The organism is Bordetella sp. (assembly GCF_057362025.1).
This window is the reverse complement of sequence record NZ_JBMQQZ010000079.1, coordinates 140,672-155,158: the sequence shown is the minus strand read 5'-3', so window position 1 is coordinate 155,158 and position 14,487 is coordinate 140,672. Positions and strand designations below refer to the sequence as shown.

Here is a 14,487-nt window from a genome sequence, read left to right as displayed (position 1 = left end):
CCTACTAATGCGGGCATCTGGACCTAGTGCCGCGGTGTGCCTCTGGGCACACTGGCCCGGCAACCATCCGTCCCGAGCGGCGCCCGTGCGCGCCGACGCCCGCAAGGAGAAATCCATGAGATTGTTTCCACGTATTGCGTGCCGCGCCCTGCTGCTCGCGCTGGCCACCCTGCTGACCGGCGGCACCGCCCTGGCGCAGACCAAGGTAGTCGTCGGCTACCAGCTGATCGTCGGCCCATTCCTGACGGCCATCGCCGACGGCAGCTTCGATGCCGCGGCCAAGCGGGCCGGCTATACGATCGATTGGCGGCAGTTCAAGTCCGGCGGCGATATTTCCACCGCGCTGGCTTCCGGCAACGTCCCCATCGGCGTGCTTGGCTCCACGGGCATTACCGCCGCGGCCACCCGCGGCGTCGGGCTGGAGCTGTTCTGGATTCTGGACAACATCGGCAAATCCGAAGCCCTGGTGGCGCGCAACGGCAGCGGCATCAATAGCACCGCGGATCTCAAGGGCAAGCGCATCGCGGTCCCGTTTGTCTCCACCTCGCACTTCCACCTGCTGGTCGGGCTGGAGAACGTGTGGAAAATATCGCCGCGCGACGTGCGCATCCTGAACATGACGCCGCCGCAGATCGTGGCGGCCTGGCAGCGCGGCGACATCGACGCCGCCTACGTCTGGCCGCCGGCGCTGACCGAGATCCAGAAGTCCGGCAAGACGATCGCGGACTCCGACGAGATCGGCAAGGCCAGCGTGCCGACCTTCGACGGCATCATCGCGGACAAGGCATGGGCGCAGAAGAACCCGGCCTTCATGGCCGCCTTCACCGGGGTATTGGCCAAGGCGTACGCCGACTACCGCGCCAACGGCAAGAGCTGGACGGTCGATTCGCCGCAGATCACGGGCATGGTCCGCCTGATCGGAGGCAAGCCGCAGGACATGGTCGACGCATTGAAACTGCTGGACTACCCCGTGGCGGACGCACAGGCATCGGCCACCTGGCTGGGCGGCGGCAAGCAAGGCGGCGCGGTGCGCGCCCTGCAGGCCAGCGCGACCTTCCTGCAATCGCAAAAGCAGATCGACAAGGCCCTGGGCGACTACAGCGATTTCGTCACCGATCGCTACGCCAAAGCGGCCGCGGCGCAGTAGAGGCGGAGCGGCGGACGATGGAACAGACCGATTGCCTGCGGCTGAGCGATGTCAGCGTGACCTATCCGGGGCTGCGCGACAGCGGACCGGTCACGGCGCTGCAGGGCGTGAACCTGACCATGGCGCAAGGCGATTTCGTGGTCGCCCTGGGTGCCTCCGGGTGCGGCAAGACCACGCTGCTGAGCCTGCTGGCCGGCTTCCTGTCGCCCAGCACCGGCGAGATCACCCTGGGTGGGCGGCACATCAACGGCCCGGGCGCGGATCGCGGCGTGGTGTTCCAGAAGCACGCCCTGCTGCCCTGGCTGAATGTCGTGCAGAATGTCGAGTTCGGCCTGCGTTTGCAAGGCGTGCCCCGCCAGGCGCGCCGCGAACGCGCCGCGCGCAACCTGGCGCTGGTCGGCCTGCAGGATTTCCACCAGCACATGATCTACCAGCTGTCCGGCGGCATGCAGCAACGCGTGGGCATTGCGCGCGCGCTGACTTGCGACCCCGCCATGCTGCTGATGGACGAGCCGATGGCCGCCCTGGATGCCCTGACCCGCGAAACCATCCAGGAGCTGCTGCTGGACGTCTGGAAGCACACCGGCAAGCTGTTCTTCTTCATCACGCACAGCGTCGAGGAAGCCTTGTTCCTGGGGTCGCGGCTGATCGTCATGTCGCCGCGGCCGGGGCGCATCACCCATACGTACGCCCTGGATTTCAACCGCCGGTTCCTGGAGTCGCGCGATGCACGTGCCATCAAGTCAAGTCAGGATTTCATCGAAATGCGCGAGCGCATCCTCGGCATCATCTATGGCGACGAGCGCGCCGCCGGCGAGCCGGCCATCCTCCATGCCTGACCGCAGCCGCGGCAGCCGCCCCGCCCCGCCCGGCAAGGTCTACGGCGCCCCGGGCGCCGGCTACAGCGGCCATATCAGCCTGCTGACCGCCATCGCGCTGCTGGGCCTGTGGTTCCTGGTCACCAACACCGGCATGGTCAAGCCGCTGTTCCTTCCCTCGCCCCAGGCCGTCTACCAGAAGTTCATCCAGGCCTCGGTGGACGGCGTGGCCAATTCCACGCTGTGGGAACATACGCAGGCCAGCCTTTCGCGGGTCTTCGGGGCGTTCGCGCTGGCCTGCCTGACCGCCATTCCGGCAGGCATTTTGATGGGGGTCAGCCGCGTGGCGCGCGGTGTCCTGGATCCACCCATCGAGTTCTACCGGCCGTTGCCGCCGCTGGCTTATCTGCCCCTGGTCATCATCTGGTTCGGCATCGGCGAGTTCCCCAAGATTTTCCTGATCTACCTGGCGATATTCGCGCCCATGGCGATCGCCGCCCGCGCCGGCGTGCGGTCGGTATCCATCGAACAGATCCATGCGGCCTACGCCATGGGCGGGAGCCGGCTGCAGATCATCGTCCATGTCATCCTGAAAGCGGCCATGCCCGAAATCTTCACCGGCATGCGTATCGGCATCGGCGTGGGCTGGACCACGCTGGTGGCCGCCGAGATGGTGGCGGCGGACCGGGGACTGGGCTTCATGGTGCTGAACGCCGCGCAGTTCCTCGCCAGCGATACGGTGATCATGGGCATCATCGTGATCGGCGCCTTCGCCTTCGGCTTCGACCTGCTGGTGCGCCAGCTGGAGAAGATCCTCGTCCCCTGGAAAGGCCGCATCTGAACCGCATGCCGCGGTGCCTGCCGGCCCGCGCACGGCCACGGTAAGGGTAGGCACCGGTTTTACCGCCGTGCCCCGCGGTGTATCTTGCGCAAGGGAACGACTCACGATAGCGGCGGCACGCCGCGCGACGCGCAAATGGGGAACACCATGTCCTGCCAGGCGGCCAGGGCCCACACCGTCATGTGGGGCCAGTTGTTCGAACGTGAAAACGGCAGCGCGCTGAGCCTGCAGGAGCGCGTCCGGCAAATGCTGGTATCGGCCATTCTGTCCGGCCACCTGCCGCCCGGCGCCCCCGTGCCATCCAGCCGGCACCTGGCCGACCAGTTGGCCATCGCCCGCAATACCGTCGTATTCGCCTACCAGCAGCTGGTCTGCGAAGGCTATCTGGTCTCGCGCGAGCGCAGCGGCCATTTCGTCAGCGACGATGTGCTGGACGGCAGGCTGGCGCTGCCCTCGGCGCCGCCGTCGCCCGCGCCGGCGGCCATGCCCGGCGCCGGGGACCGCTGGCAGCGGCGCCTGCGCTTCCGTCCCTCGGCGCAGCGCAACATCGTCAAGCCCGCCCACTGGCAGAAGATGCCCTACCCCTTCGTCTACGGCCAGTTCGACGCCGGCCTGTTTCCCACGGCCGAATGGCGCGAATGCTGCACCCGCGCGCTCTCCGTCCTGGATATCCGCAGCTGGGCGCCGGACCTGATCACGCATGACGACCCGGCGCTGGTCGAGCAGATCCGTACCCAGGTATTGCCGCGGCGCGGTGTCTGGGCCGACGCGGACGAGATCGTCATTACCGTGGGTGCGCAGCACGCGCTTTATCTGATCGCGGACCTGCTGGTCAATCGCGACACCGCGGTGGGCATCGAAGACCCCGGCTATCCCGACGCGCGCAATATCTTCGCCAGCCGCACGGCCTGCCTGTCCGGCCTGCCCGTGGACGAACACGGCCTGCGCGTCACGCCCCAGTTGGCGGCATGCGACTACGTCTTCGTAACGCCCAGCCATCAATGCCCGACGACCGTCACCATGCCCATGGATCGCCGCCAGGCGCTGCTGGACCTGGCCCGCGACGCCGATTGCATGATCATCGAGGACGACTTCGAAAGCGAGAACCGCCATGGCGATGCGCCCATTCCCGCGCTCAAGAGCCTGGACCGCGGCGGCAATGTCATCTACGTCGGCAGCCTGTCCAAGGCATTCGCGCCCGGCTTGCGCATCGGCTATATCGTCGCGCCCCGCGAGCTGATCGTCGAACTGCGCGCGCTGCGCCGACTGATGCTGCGGCACCCCTCGGCCTATATCCAGCGCGCCTTCTCGCTGTTCATCGCCCTGGGTCACCACCATGCCCTGCTGCGGCGCCAGTCCCAGGCCTACCAGGAACGCGCCGAGGCGTTGAGCCACGCGCTGCGGCGGCATCTGCCGGACTTCGAGGCGGTGCGCATGACGGGCGGTTCCTCGTGCTGGGTGCGCGGCCCGGCCTGGCTGGATACCAACCGCCTGGCCGAGGCGGCGCTGGCGCGGGGCGTCGTCATCGAGCCCGGCGACGTTTTCTTCAAGGACGCAGCGCGGATACCGCTGAACACCATGCGCCTGGGATACAACTCCATCGCTCCGCAGCGCATCGACGCGGGCATCGAGGTGCTTGCCCAGGTCGTGCGCGAACTGGAGCGCCAGGCCGTGGCCGTCCCGGCCTAGGGGACGCCGACGGGCCCGGCGGCGCCGGGCGCGGCATCAGGCGGGCGGCGCGGCCGTGTAGGCGGCAGGCTGCTGGTTGCGCACGATCTGGCTCTGGATCGCCTTGGCGCACCACGCCGACACCAGTCCGGAAAACAGCACGTAGCCGCAGACATACCAGGGCGAGCCGTCGCCCGCGCGCACCAGGACCGTGGCGATCATGGGCGTGATGCCCGAGGCGAAGATGCCGGAGAACTGGTAGACGAAGGAAATGCCGGTATAGCGCACGCGGGTATCGAACAGCTCGCAGAACAGCGCGGCCTCGGGCCCGTAGACGGCGGCGTAGAAGATCCCGAAGGGGATGACGATGGACAGCCACAGCACCAGCGGGTTGCCGCCGCTGGTCATCATCAGCCAGAACGCCGGAAAGGCGGATACGCCGCTGACGATGGCCCCCCAGAAGTACACGCGGGCGCGTCCCAGCCGGTCGGACATGCGTCCGAAATAGGGAATGAAAAAGCACATGATGATGGCTGCGGCCATCACACCGCCCAGGGCCTGTCCGCGGCTGACATTGACGTTCTGCGTCAGCCACGAGATCACGAATACGCCGAAGACATTGAAAAAAACGCCGTCGACGTAGCGCGCGCCCATCCCCTTCAGGATGTTGCCCGGATAGCGCCGCATCATATCGGCGAACGGCAGCTCGGTCTGCCGGTTGCGGCGTTTCACTTCGGCGAACTCCGGGCTTTCCTGCACGTTCAAACGGATGTACAGGCCGACGAACACCATCAGGCCGGACAGCAGGAAGCCGACGCGCCAGCCCCATGCCATGAACTGCGCATCCGTCAGCAAGGCCGACAGCAAGGCGACCACGCCCGAGGCCAGGCACAGGCCGATGGAAAGCCCCATCTGCGGGATAGAGGCATAGAAGCCGCGCTCCTTCTGCGGCGCGAATTCATAGGCCATGAGCACCGCCCCGCCCCACTCGCCGCCCAGCCCGATGCCCTGCGCCACCCGCAGCAACAGCAGCGCGACCGGCGCCCACAGGCCGATGCTGCCATAGCTCGGCACCAGCCCGATCAGCACCGTCGATATGCCCATGATCATCAGTGTGAGGATAAGCATGCTCTTGCGGCCGATGCGGTCGCCGAAGTGCCCGAAGATCACGCCACCCAGCGGCCGCGCGATGAATCCCACCGCGAAGGTGGCGTACGCGAGCAAGGTGGATATCAAAGGATCCTCGGCGGGGAAATACAGCTTGTTGAATACGATGCCCGCGACGACCCCATACAGGAAAAAGTCATACCATTCGATGGTCGCGCCGATCACCGAAGCGGTGACGACACGGCGGACCTGCGAACGTTCTGCGTGATGTTCCATGGTTGTCTCCTATCGTTCTCACGGTACCCACCTCGCGGGACACCGATCCTGGGTGTATTCCGGGCACGCCCGGCCGGGCGCCCCATGCGCTCTGGCGGCGCTTTTGCTACGCGTGGGCTCGGGCATCCTCCAGGATCATGTCCGACGCCCGCTCCGCGATCATCACCACCGGCACGTTTGTATTGCCCGACACCAGCGTGGGCATCACGGAACAATCCACCACCCGCAATCGGTCGACGCCGCGCACGCGCAAGCGGCTGTCGACCACGGCCATGGGATCGTTGTCCGGTCCCATCTTCGCGGTACCGGACGGATGGAAGATGGTGGCGCCCTGGGCGCGGCAGAAATCCAGGACGTCGTCGTCGCTGCGCACGTCGCGCCCGGGACGGAACTCGGCGGACATCAGCCGGCGCATCGGGTCCGTATCGGCGATGCGCCGGGCATAGCGCACGCCGGCGATGGCGGTGCGCCGGTCCAGCTCGGTCGACAGATAGCGCGGCTGGATGGATGGCGCCTGCATAGGATCGGGACTGCGCAGCCGCACGTAGCCGCGCGATTGCGGCCGCAGCTGGCAGACCGAATACGTGCATCCGGAGAACGGATGCACCTCGCCGCCGGCCATGTCGGCCGACAGCGTACCAAAATGGAATTGGATGTCCGGACGATCCGACTCGTCCAGCGCACGTGCGAACAAGGCGCCCTGATTGATGCCCACGGCCAGCGCGCCGCCGCGGTACAACAGCCATTGCAGCGCGAGACGCGTCTTGCCGCGCAAGGTACGCAGATCGTCGTTGGTGGTGATGGGCTCGCTGACCTGGTAGATCAGCCGGACCTGCAGATGATCCTGCAGGTTTTCGCCCACGCCCGGCACATCGGCACGCACCGGGATGCCCAGTGTACCGAGCAGCGCGGCCGGGCCGATGCCGGACAGCTGCAATAGTTGGGGGGAATTCAAGGCGCCGGCGGCCAGCAGCACCTCGCGGCGCGCGCCCAGTTCCTGCACCGTCCCGTCGGGTGTGCGCATCCGGATGCCGGCGGCACGGCGGCCGCGCAGCACGATCGCGGTAACGTGCCGCTGCGTCAGGACGGTCAGGTTGGGCCGGCGGCGCGCCGGCCGCAGATAGGCCACGGCCGTGGAGCGGCGCAGGCCGCGATGCGTCGTCAGCTGGTAATAGCCGACGCCCTCCTGCTCGCCGGAATTGAAATCCTGCCGCGGCGGCAGGCCATGGGCGCGCCCCGCTTCGATAAATGCATCGACCAGCGGATGGCGGGTCTTGATCGAGGTGGCATGCAGCGGGCCGTCCGTGCCGCGCGTGGGCGCGGGACCCAGGTCGTTGGTTTCCAGCTTGCGAAAATACGGCAGGCAGTCGTCCCAGCCCCATCCGGTATTGCCCTGCCGCGCCCAATCGTCGTAGTCGGCCTGCTGGCCGCGTATGTAGATCAGCCCATTGATGGAGCTGCAGCCGCCCAGTGTGCGGCCGCGCGGCCAGTAAATGCGCCGTCCGTTCATACCGGGGTCGGGGTCGGTATAGAAGCCCCAGTTCAAGGTCTTGTGGAACATGGTCTTGCCGTAGCCGATCGGCAGATGAATCCACGGATTGCTATCCGGCGGCCCCGCCTCGATCAGGCAAACGGTGTAGCGGCCGCACGCCGACAAGCGGTTGGCCAGCACGCAGCCCGCAGAACCGCCGCCCACGACGATGTAGTCGAACTCCTGCTTCATGCTTTTGTCTCCGTCGCGCGCGGGTGGCCGTGCGGGCATGGCCTGCGTCCATGCAGCCACACCGCACTGGAGCTTGTTTTTGTACGGCCCCTACGCTACGTTGTGGCCTATTCTGTCGCCGCGCCACACGAGGCGCTGACTGACGCGGCGCAACAAACGCGAAACTGAAACGGAAACCGCGCATATCGCGTCACTACCGGCACGCCCGGATCGCGCCGCCACGATTACACAGCCGCAAGAAGACCCGTCAACATGACCGACACTGCCGATGCCGCGCGCGCCTTGCGCGTCCTGCGCGTGATGGAAACCGTGGCGCGCTCGACCGCGCCGCCGACGCTCGCGCAATTGGCCGCGCGCATGCATGTTCCGAAGAGCACGATGATGCGGCTGGTGCGCGACATGCAGCAGGACGGCTGGCTGGTGCGCGTGCCGCACTCCGGCGGCATCCTGCCCGGGCCGCGCGCGCGCACCCTGGGGCTGGATATGGTGAAAGGCGGCCCCGTCCCGCGCGAATGCGTGGCGGTGCTGCGCCAGCTGGTGCACGACATCGGCGAAACCTGCAACCTGACCGCGCTCGACGGCGACCAGGTGCTGTATATCGCGCGGGTCGAAGCGCCCCATCCGCTGGGCCTGCACTTCGGCGACGGCGTGCGGGTTCCCATGCACTGCACCGCCAGCGGCAAACTGTTCCTCGCGCACATGCCCGGGCCCGCGCGCCGCCGCATGCTGGAGCTGTTGCGGCTGGACGCGCACACCCCGAACACCACCACGCGCGCGGACGTGCTGGAACGCGAACTATCCGAACCGCGCGCGCGGCGTTTCGGCGTGGACGACGAGGAATTCATTCTGGGTATGGTGGCCGTGGCCGTGCCCATACTGGATGCGCAGGACCAGATGATCGCCGCCGTCGCCTGCCACGGCCCGTCGGCGCGCAAGACCGTCGATGAACTGCTGGCCAGCCTGCCGCTGCTGCAGCAGGCCGGCGCGCGCCTGCGCGCCATCCTGCTGGGTGGCGGGCCGGAGGAAACGCTGGCCGGCACCGCCGCGCCGCTGCGCCATCACGTCGGCTAGGACGCGCCGGCGCGGTCCCGAAATCCGCCTATTTCGATCCGCCGCCTGCCCTGGACAGCCTTGCCGGAATAATTCCGGTATGATTTGTTCCGGAAATCGATATAGCACTCCGGAGCCGGCTGCCGTGACGTCCACCGATCATCCCCACCGATTTGTCTCCGCCCGCGTCCTTTTCGGCATCGACACCCCGTTGATGGTGCCGGTGTTCGACGAGCGGGACGAGCACGTGCCGGAGATCGACGCCGCCTATCGCTTCAACCGCGACGTAACGCTGGCCATCCTTGCCGGCTTCATGCACAACCGGCGCGTCCTGGTGCAGGGCCTGCACGGCACCGGCAAATCCACCCACATCGAACAGGTCGCCGCCCGGCTGAACTGGCCCTGCATGCGCGTCAACCTGGACGGCCATATCGGCCGCCTGGATCTCATCGGCAAGGATGTGATCAAGGTGCGCGAAGGCCACAACGTCACCGAATTCGAGGAAGGCATCCTGCCCTGGGCGCTGCGGCGCCCCATGGCGCTGATCTTCGACGAATACGATGCGGGCCGCCCCGACGTGATGTTCGTCATCCAGCGCGTCCTCGAAAAGGACGGCAGGTTGACATTGCTGGAGCGCAATCTGGTGCTGACGCCCCACTCCGGTTTCCGCCTGTTCGCCACGGCCAACACCGTGGGCCTGGGCAATCTGAACGGCATGTACCACGGCACGCACGCGCTGAACCACGGCCAGATAGACCGCTGGAACATCGTCGCCACCCTGGACTACCTGCCGCACGAGGAAGAAGCGGCCATTGTGCTGGCGCGCGTTCCCGATATGGAGTCCGGACCGGACCGCGCGCGGCTGGATGCCATGCTGCGCCTGGCGGCGCTGACCCGCCGCGGCTACGCGGCCGGCGACGTCTCTACCCTGATGTCCCCGCGCACCGTCATCGCATGGGCCGAGAACACGCGGATCTTCGGCGATATGGCCCTGGCCTTCCGCCTGAGCTTCCTGAATAAGTGCGACGAAGCCGAGCGGCCCATCGTGGGCGAATACTTCCAGCGCTGCTTCGACATCGAGCTGGACGGCGGCCCGGCGGAGCCGGCATCATCGGGCCGCGGATGACGGCCGATGCCGCCCGCCTGACGCGCCAGCGTCGGTTGCTGGGGCTGTGCTCGGCCACCCTGCGCGCCCTGACGGGCGACGGCACGCTGCATTACCGCGACGGCATGTTGTGGCGCGGCGATGCCGCCATGCCCTTTGCCGCACCGCACCTGCGCCGCGATTCCGGGCAGGACGATATCGAAGCCCTGCGCGGCGTGGCCGACGCCGCCGCCATGCGCCTGATTCATTCGGACGCGCAGCTGCACCGGCGCGTGTTGCCCCCCGACGGCGCGCAGGCATTGGTCGTCGAGCTGCTGGAGCAGTTGCGGGCGGAAAGCCTGGCGCCGGCCCACATGCCCGGACTGCGCCGCAACCTGCGCCAGCAGTTCCAGGGCTGGTCGCTGGACTTCGCGCAGGCGCGGCTGGCCGATAGCGAAAGCGGGCTGCTGCTGTTTGCCGTCACGCAGCTGGCCTGGATGCGACTGACGGGATGGCCGCTGCCGGAGCCGCTGGAAGGCCTCATGGAAATGCCGCGCGCCGTGCTCTCGCCCATTCTGGGCAAGGCCATGGCCGAACTGCCGGCGCGCCGCCATGACCAGGAGGCCTACGGCGAGACCGCGCGCGATATTGCCCGCCGGGTGGCGCACCTGCTGGCGTCGCAGCCGGCCGCGCCGGCGCGGCCGGTATCGCAGCCGCGCGATGCCCGCGCCGCGCGGCTGGACTTCGCGCCGCTACCGGCGCCGCCGGATGCGGATGGCGACCGCGCCGCCACGGCGGGGGATGCCGGTGACGTCCCCGTGGCCACGCCTTATCGAGATTACGGCGTCTACACGCGCCGGTACGATGCCGAAGCGGACGCGGGCCGCCTGGTCCGCCCGGCGCAGCTGCGTGCGCTGCGCGAGACGCTGGACCGGCGCATCGCCGCCGAAAGCGTGAACCGGACGCGCCTGGCGCGTCGCCTGGCCGCCGCGATGTGCGCGCCCACCGAGGACGGCTGGTCCTTCGGCCGGGAAACCGGCCGCCTGGACGGACGGCGCCTGGCGCGGCTGGTCAGCTCGCCGACGCAGCGCGATGTATTCCGGCAGCCGCAGTTGCGGCGCCGCGCCAATGCCGCCGTCAACTTCCTGATCGATTGCTCGGGTTCGATGAAGAACCGTATCGAAGCCGTCGCGGCCATAGTGGATACGCTGGCGCGGGTGCTGGACGAACTGGCGGTGCCGACCGAGGTGCTGGGCTTCACGACGGGCGGCTGGCATGGCGGCCGGGCCCGCCTGGACTGGATGGGGCGGGGCCGTCCGCCGCATCCCGGCCGGCTGAACGAGGTCTGCCATCTGGTCTTCAAGCCCGCCGGCCGCTCCTGGCGCCGCGCCCGGGCCGATATCGCGGCGCTGCTCAAGCCCGATCTGTTTCGCGAAGGGATCGACGGCGAAGCCGTGCAGTGGGCGGCCGCGCGCCTGGCGAAGCAGGACGCGCCGCGCAGGCTGCTGGTGGTGTTCTCCGACGGCGGTCCCATGGATGCCGCGACGGTGCAGGCCAACGGGGCCGATTACCTCGATAACCACTTGCGGCACGTCGTCGCGCGCCTGCAGGCCGCGCGCCAGACCGCCGTGCTGGCGGTCGGCGTGGGCCAGGACCTGTCGCCCTACTACACCCGCGGCATCGCGCTGGACCCCTCGCGCCCGGTCGATACGCGCCTCATCATGGAAGTCGCCGATGCCATGGCCTGCGCCTGTGCCACGGTCACGGCGATCACGCGGTAGATATCGTCCGCCTCGCAGCCGCGCGACAGATCGTTGGCCGGCTTGCGCAGGCCCTGCAGCAACGGCCCGATGGCCTTCGCCCCCGCCAGCCGTTCGGCCAGCTTGTAGCCGATATTGCCGGCTTCCAGGCTGGGAAACACCAGCACGTTGGCGTGCCCATGCACGCGCGAATCGGGGATCTTGCGATGGGCGATTTCCTCCACCAGCGCGGCATCCAGCTGCACGTCGCCGTCGACCGCCAGCTCGGGGCGCCGCGCGCGCACCTGCCGCACGGCCTCGGCCACCTTGTCGACGGCCGGATGCCTGGCGCTGCCGTTGGTGGAAAACGACAGCATCGCCACGCGCGGCTCTTCGTGCAGCAGCGTGCGCGCGCTGTCGGCGGCCGCCACCGCGATATCGGCGAGTTGGCCGGCATCCGGATCGACGACCAGGCCGCAATCGGAAAAGATCATTCCGCCCTGGCAACGATGATAGGGTTCGCAGAACATCATCATGAAAAAGCTGGAGACCAGCCGGAAGGCCGGGTCCACGCCGACGATCTGGATGGCGCTGCGCACGACGTCGGCGGTGGTATGCACCGCGCCGGACACCGCGCCGTCCGCCTGGCCTTCCCGCACCATCAGGTTGGCGAAACACAAGGGGTCGCGCACGGCCAGCCGGGCGGCTTCGCGGCTCATCCCCTTGGCCTCGCGCAAGCGGAACAACGCGTCCTCGTAGGCGTCGCGCAAGGGGGACGCCGCGGGGTCGTGCAGTTCGATGCCGTCGAGCACGACGTCCGCTCCGCGGGCGGCCCCGGCAATGCGGGCGGTGTCGCCTACCAGCGCGATGCGGGCAATGCCTTCGCGCTGGGCACGCGACGCCGCGCGCAGCACGCGGGCGTCCTCGGCCTCGCACAGGACGATGCGGCGCGGATCGTCGCGCGCCGCTTCCAGGATGTGATCGAAGGCAAGCATGGCGTACCTCGCGGGGAACCCAGGGCCGGAATGCGGCCGGCGCGATGGCGCCGGCCATGGCGACAGCGATGGGTTCCGGTCAGGTGTAGTCCCTGTACTTTTCCAGATAGCGCACCGGCCGCGACAAGGCATCGCGCCGGAACGGATCGCCCAGCTCGCGCGTGCACATGATTTCCAGGATGGTCGTCTTGCCATGGTTCATCTGCAGGTCCACGGCCTTGCGCAGCGCCTCGCCCACTTGCTCGATGCGGTCGACCACGATGCCTTCGGCGCCCATCGCCTTGCCGATCGCGGCGAAGCTTTGGTTGTCCAGTTCGCCCGCGACGAAGCGGCGGTTGTAGAAATCGACCTGGTTCTTCTTCTCCGCGCCCCACTGCCGGTTGTGGAAGACGACCGCCGTGACCGGGATGTTGTGGCGCACGCAGGTCATGGTTTCCATCATGCTCATGCCCCAGGCGCCGTCGCCGGCATACGAAATGGCGGGCCGGTGCGGCGCCGCGACCTTGGCGCCGATGATGGTGGGAAAGGCATAGCCGCAGTTGCCCCAGCTCATGGCGGCGAACATGCTGCGCGGCCTATCGAAACGCAGATAGCTATTGGCGACCGAGTTGATGTTGCCGATGTCGGTCGACACCATGACGTCCGGCGGCATGGCCTTTTCCAGTTCGCGCAGCACCTGGCGCGGGTGCAGGTATTGGCCGCCGCTGAAGGTTTTCTCGCGCTTCTGCTCTTCGATCATGTCCAGGCTGTAGGGATCGCGCTCATGCGTCCATTCGTCCAGCTCTTTCTCCCAGGCAGCCTTCTCGCCGGCGATCTCGTCGGCGCGCTGCGCCTTGGTGGCATCGCAGGCCAGCGTCTTGCCCTGCAGCCGGCCCGTCAGGGCCTTGGCCGCGGCCTTGGCGTCGCCGCAGATCCCGACGGTGATCTTCTTTACCAGGCCCAGCATCTTGTGGTCGGCATCGATCTGGATAATCTTCGCGTCCTTGGGCCAATAGTCCATGCCATGCTGGGGCAAGGTGCCGAAGGGCCCCAGGCGCGATCCCAGCGCGAGCACGACGTCGGCGCGCGAGATCAGCTTCATCGCCGCCTTCGAGCCCTGGTAGCCGAGCGGCCCGCACCATAGAGGATGACGGGCCGGGAACGAATCGTTGTGCAGGTAGCTGTTGACCACCGGCGCGCCCAGGCGCTCGGCCAGTACGCGGCATTCCTCCACCGCGTCTCCCATCACCACGCCGCCGCCGGCGATGATGACCGGAAAGCGGGCCTGGGCCAGCAGCTGCGCCGCCTGCTCCAGGCTGTCGTCGCCGCCCGGGCCACGGTCCAGCCGGCGCGGCTGCGGGATTTCCGCCTTGATATCGCCGTAGAAGTAGTCGCGCGGGATGTTCAGCTGGGCCGGCCCCATCTCCGCCATGGCGCGATCGAAGCAGCGGGCGGTGAATTCGGCCATGCGCGCGGGATGGGTCACATGGCCCTGGTACTTCGTGAATTCCTGGAACATCGGCAACTGGTTGGTTTCCTGGAAACCGCCCAGCCCGATCCCCATCGTGCCTGCTTCCGGCGTGACGATCACCACGGGCGTATGCGCCCAATAGGCGGCGGCGATGGCCGTCACGCAGTTGCTGATACCCGGCCCGTTCTGGCCGATGACCACGCCGTGGCGCCCGGATACGCGCGCATAGCCGTCGGCCATGTGCGCGGCGCCCTGTTCGTGCACGACGGGAATCAGGCGGATGCCGGCGGGCGCGAAGATGTCCATCGCGTCCATGAAAGCCGAGCCCATGATGCCGAAGATGTCGGTCACGCCGTTGGCCGCCAGCGTCTCCACGAACGCCTCGGAGGGCGTCATGCGCTGCGGACCGGAACTCGAGGGATTTGCGGTGCTGGATGTCATGGGAGGGTCTCCTCGCCGTTGTCTGGCGGAATCGTGGGGGTTGTCGTTCATTCCGAAAAACGGAACGTTTTATACCACTTATTTTTGGCAACTCTAGGCGCCGGACGGCCCGCTGTCAACCGGAACCTGCATCCGCCTGGACCCATCG

11 protein-coding genes are annotated in these 14,487 nt (G+C 67.8%); 7 read left to right on the top strand and 4 right to left on the bottom strand.

Annotation, left to right across the window (positions count from 1 at the left end; all coding sequences use genetic code 11):
- Positions 1-115 precede the first annotated feature (115 nt).
- The 4 genes from tauA to pdxR all read left to right on the top strand — a co-directional run bounded on the left by tauA (position 116) and on the right by pdxR (position 4,495).
- Positions 116-1,147 (top strand): taurine ABC transporter substrate-binding protein, encoded by a 1,032-nt coding sequence (gene tauA / locus ACO1P8_RS16355; protein ID WP_486296936.1) that lies wholly within the window; start codon positions 116-118, stop codon positions 1,145-1,147.
- A 17-nt stretch (positions 1,148-1,164) separates the two neighbouring features.
- A complete protein-coding gene (locus tag ACO1P8_RS16350; RefSeq protein WP_486296935.1) occupies positions 1,165-1,986 on the top strand; it encodes a taurine ABC transporter ATP-binding protein in 822 nt (273 codons plus the stop codon).
- Entirely contained in the window at positions 1,979-2,806 is an 828-nt protein-coding gene (locus ACO1P8_RS16345) for an ABC transporter permease subunit (RefSeq protein ID WP_094842300.1), read from the top strand. Before ACO1P8_RS16350 ends, ACO1P8_RS16345 begins: the two co-directional genes overlap by 8 nt.
- Positions 2,807-2,953: 147 nt before the next feature.
- Complete coding sequence (gene pdxR / locus ACO1P8_RS16340; RefSeq protein WP_486296934.1) at positions 2,954-4,495, top strand: MocR-like pyridoxine biosynthesis transcription factor PdxR; 1,542 nt, start codon at positions 2,954-2,956, stop codon at positions 4,493-4,495.
- A gap of 36 nt (positions 4,496-4,531) precedes the next feature.
- Here pdxR and ACO1P8_RS16335 read toward each other — a convergent pair whose 3' ends face one another.
- Entirely contained in the window at positions 4,532-5,857 is a 1,326-nt protein-coding gene (locus ACO1P8_RS16335) for an MFS transporter (RefSeq protein WP_486296933.1), read from the bottom strand.
- Between the two features lie 106 nt (positions 5,858-5,963).
- Positions 5,964-7,580: a GMC family oxidoreductase gene (locus ACO1P8_RS16330; RefSeq protein ID WP_486296932.1), complete on the bottom strand. Its 1,617-nt coding sequence runs from the start codon at positions 7,578-7,580 to the stop codon at positions 5,964-5,966.
- 252 nt (positions 7,581-7,832) lie between these two features.
- Here ACO1P8_RS16330 and ACO1P8_RS16325 point away from each other — a divergent pair, with 252 nt between their 5' ends.
- From ACO1P8_RS16325 to ACO1P8_RS16315, 3 genes are all read left to right on the top strand, one after another.
- A complete protein-coding gene (locus ACO1P8_RS16325) occupies positions 7,833-8,651 on the top strand; it encodes an IclR family transcriptional regulator (RefSeq protein WP_486296931.1) in 819 nt (272 codons plus the stop codon).
- Positions 8,652-8,730: 79 nt separating this feature from the next.
- Positions 8,731-9,756 (top strand): AAA family ATPase, encoded by a 1,026-nt coding sequence (locus ACO1P8_RS16320; RefSeq protein ID WP_486296930.1) that lies wholly within the window; start codon positions 8,731-8,733, stop codon positions 9,754-9,756.
- Positions 9,753-11,495, top strand: a complete 1,743-nt coding sequence (locus ACO1P8_RS16315; RefSeq protein ID WP_486296929.1) for a cobaltochelatase CobT-related protein — start codon at positions 9,753-9,755, stop codon at positions 11,493-11,495. Before ACO1P8_RS16320 ends, ACO1P8_RS16315 begins: the two co-directional genes overlap by 4 nt.
- On the opposite strand, the gene pta is transcribed toward ACO1P8_RS16315, so the two are convergent.
- A complete protein-coding gene (gene pta, locus ACO1P8_RS16310; RefSeq protein ID WP_486296928.1) occupies positions 11,381-12,448 on the bottom strand; it encodes a phosphate acetyltransferase in 1,068 nt (355 codons plus the stop codon). The genes ACO1P8_RS16315 and pta overlap by 115 nt on opposite strands.
- Positions 12,449-12,527: 79 nt before the next feature.
- Positions 12,528-14,339, bottom strand: coding sequence for a sulfoacetaldehyde acetyltransferase (xsc, locus tag ACO1P8_RS16305; RefSeq protein ID WP_486296927.1), 1,812 nt, complete (start codon positions 14,337-14,339; stop codon positions 12,528-12,530).
- Between the last annotated feature and the right edge of the window lie 148 nt (positions 14,340-14,487).

What these genes read in the sequence shown, in the direction of transcription:
- tauA (WP_486296936.1), top strand. Translation starts at nt 116, where the DNA reads ATGAGATTGTTTCCACGTATTGCGTGCCGCGCCCTGCTGCTCGCGCTG.
- ACO1P8_RS16350 (WP_486296935.1), top strand. Translation starts at nt 1,165, where the DNA reads ATGGAACAGACCGATTGCCTGCGGCTGAGCGATGTCAGCGTGACCTAT.
- ACO1P8_RS16345 (WP_094842300.1), top strand. Translation starts at nt 1,979, where the DNA reads ATGCCTGACCGCAGCCGCGGCAGCCGCCCCGCCCCGCCCGGCAAGGTC.
- pdxR (WP_486296934.1), top strand. Translation starts at nt 2,954, where the DNA reads ATGTCCTGCCAGGCGGCCAGGGCCCACACCGTCATGTGGGGCCAGTTG.
- ACO1P8_RS16335 (WP_486296933.1), bottom strand. Translation starts at nt 5,857, where the DNA reads ATGGAACATCACGCAGAACGTTCGCAGGTCCGCCGTGTCGTCACCGCT.
- ACO1P8_RS16330 (WP_486296932.1), bottom strand. Translation starts at nt 7,580, where the DNA reads ATGAAGCAGGAGTTCGACTACATCGTCGTGGGCGGCGGTTCTGCGGGC.
- ACO1P8_RS16325 (WP_486296931.1), top strand. Translation starts at nt 7,833, where the DNA reads ATGACCGACACTGCCGATGCCGCGCGCGCCTTGCGCGTCCTGCGCGTG.
- ACO1P8_RS16320 (WP_486296930.1), top strand. Translation starts at nt 8,731, where the DNA reads ATGATTTGTTCCGGAAATCGATATAGCACTCCGGAGCCGGCTGCCGTG.
- ACO1P8_RS16315 (WP_486296929.1), top strand. Translation starts at nt 9,753, where the DNA reads ATGACGGCCGATGCCGCCCGCCTGACGCGCCAGCGTCGGTTGCTGGGG.
- pta (WP_486296928.1), bottom strand. Translation starts at nt 12,448, where the DNA reads ATGCTTGCCTTCGATCACATCCTGGAAGCGGCGCGCGACGATCCGCGC.
- xsc (WP_486296927.1), bottom strand. Translation starts at nt 14,339, where the DNA reads ATGACATCCAGCACCGCAAATCCCTCGAGTTCCGGTCCGCAGCGCATG.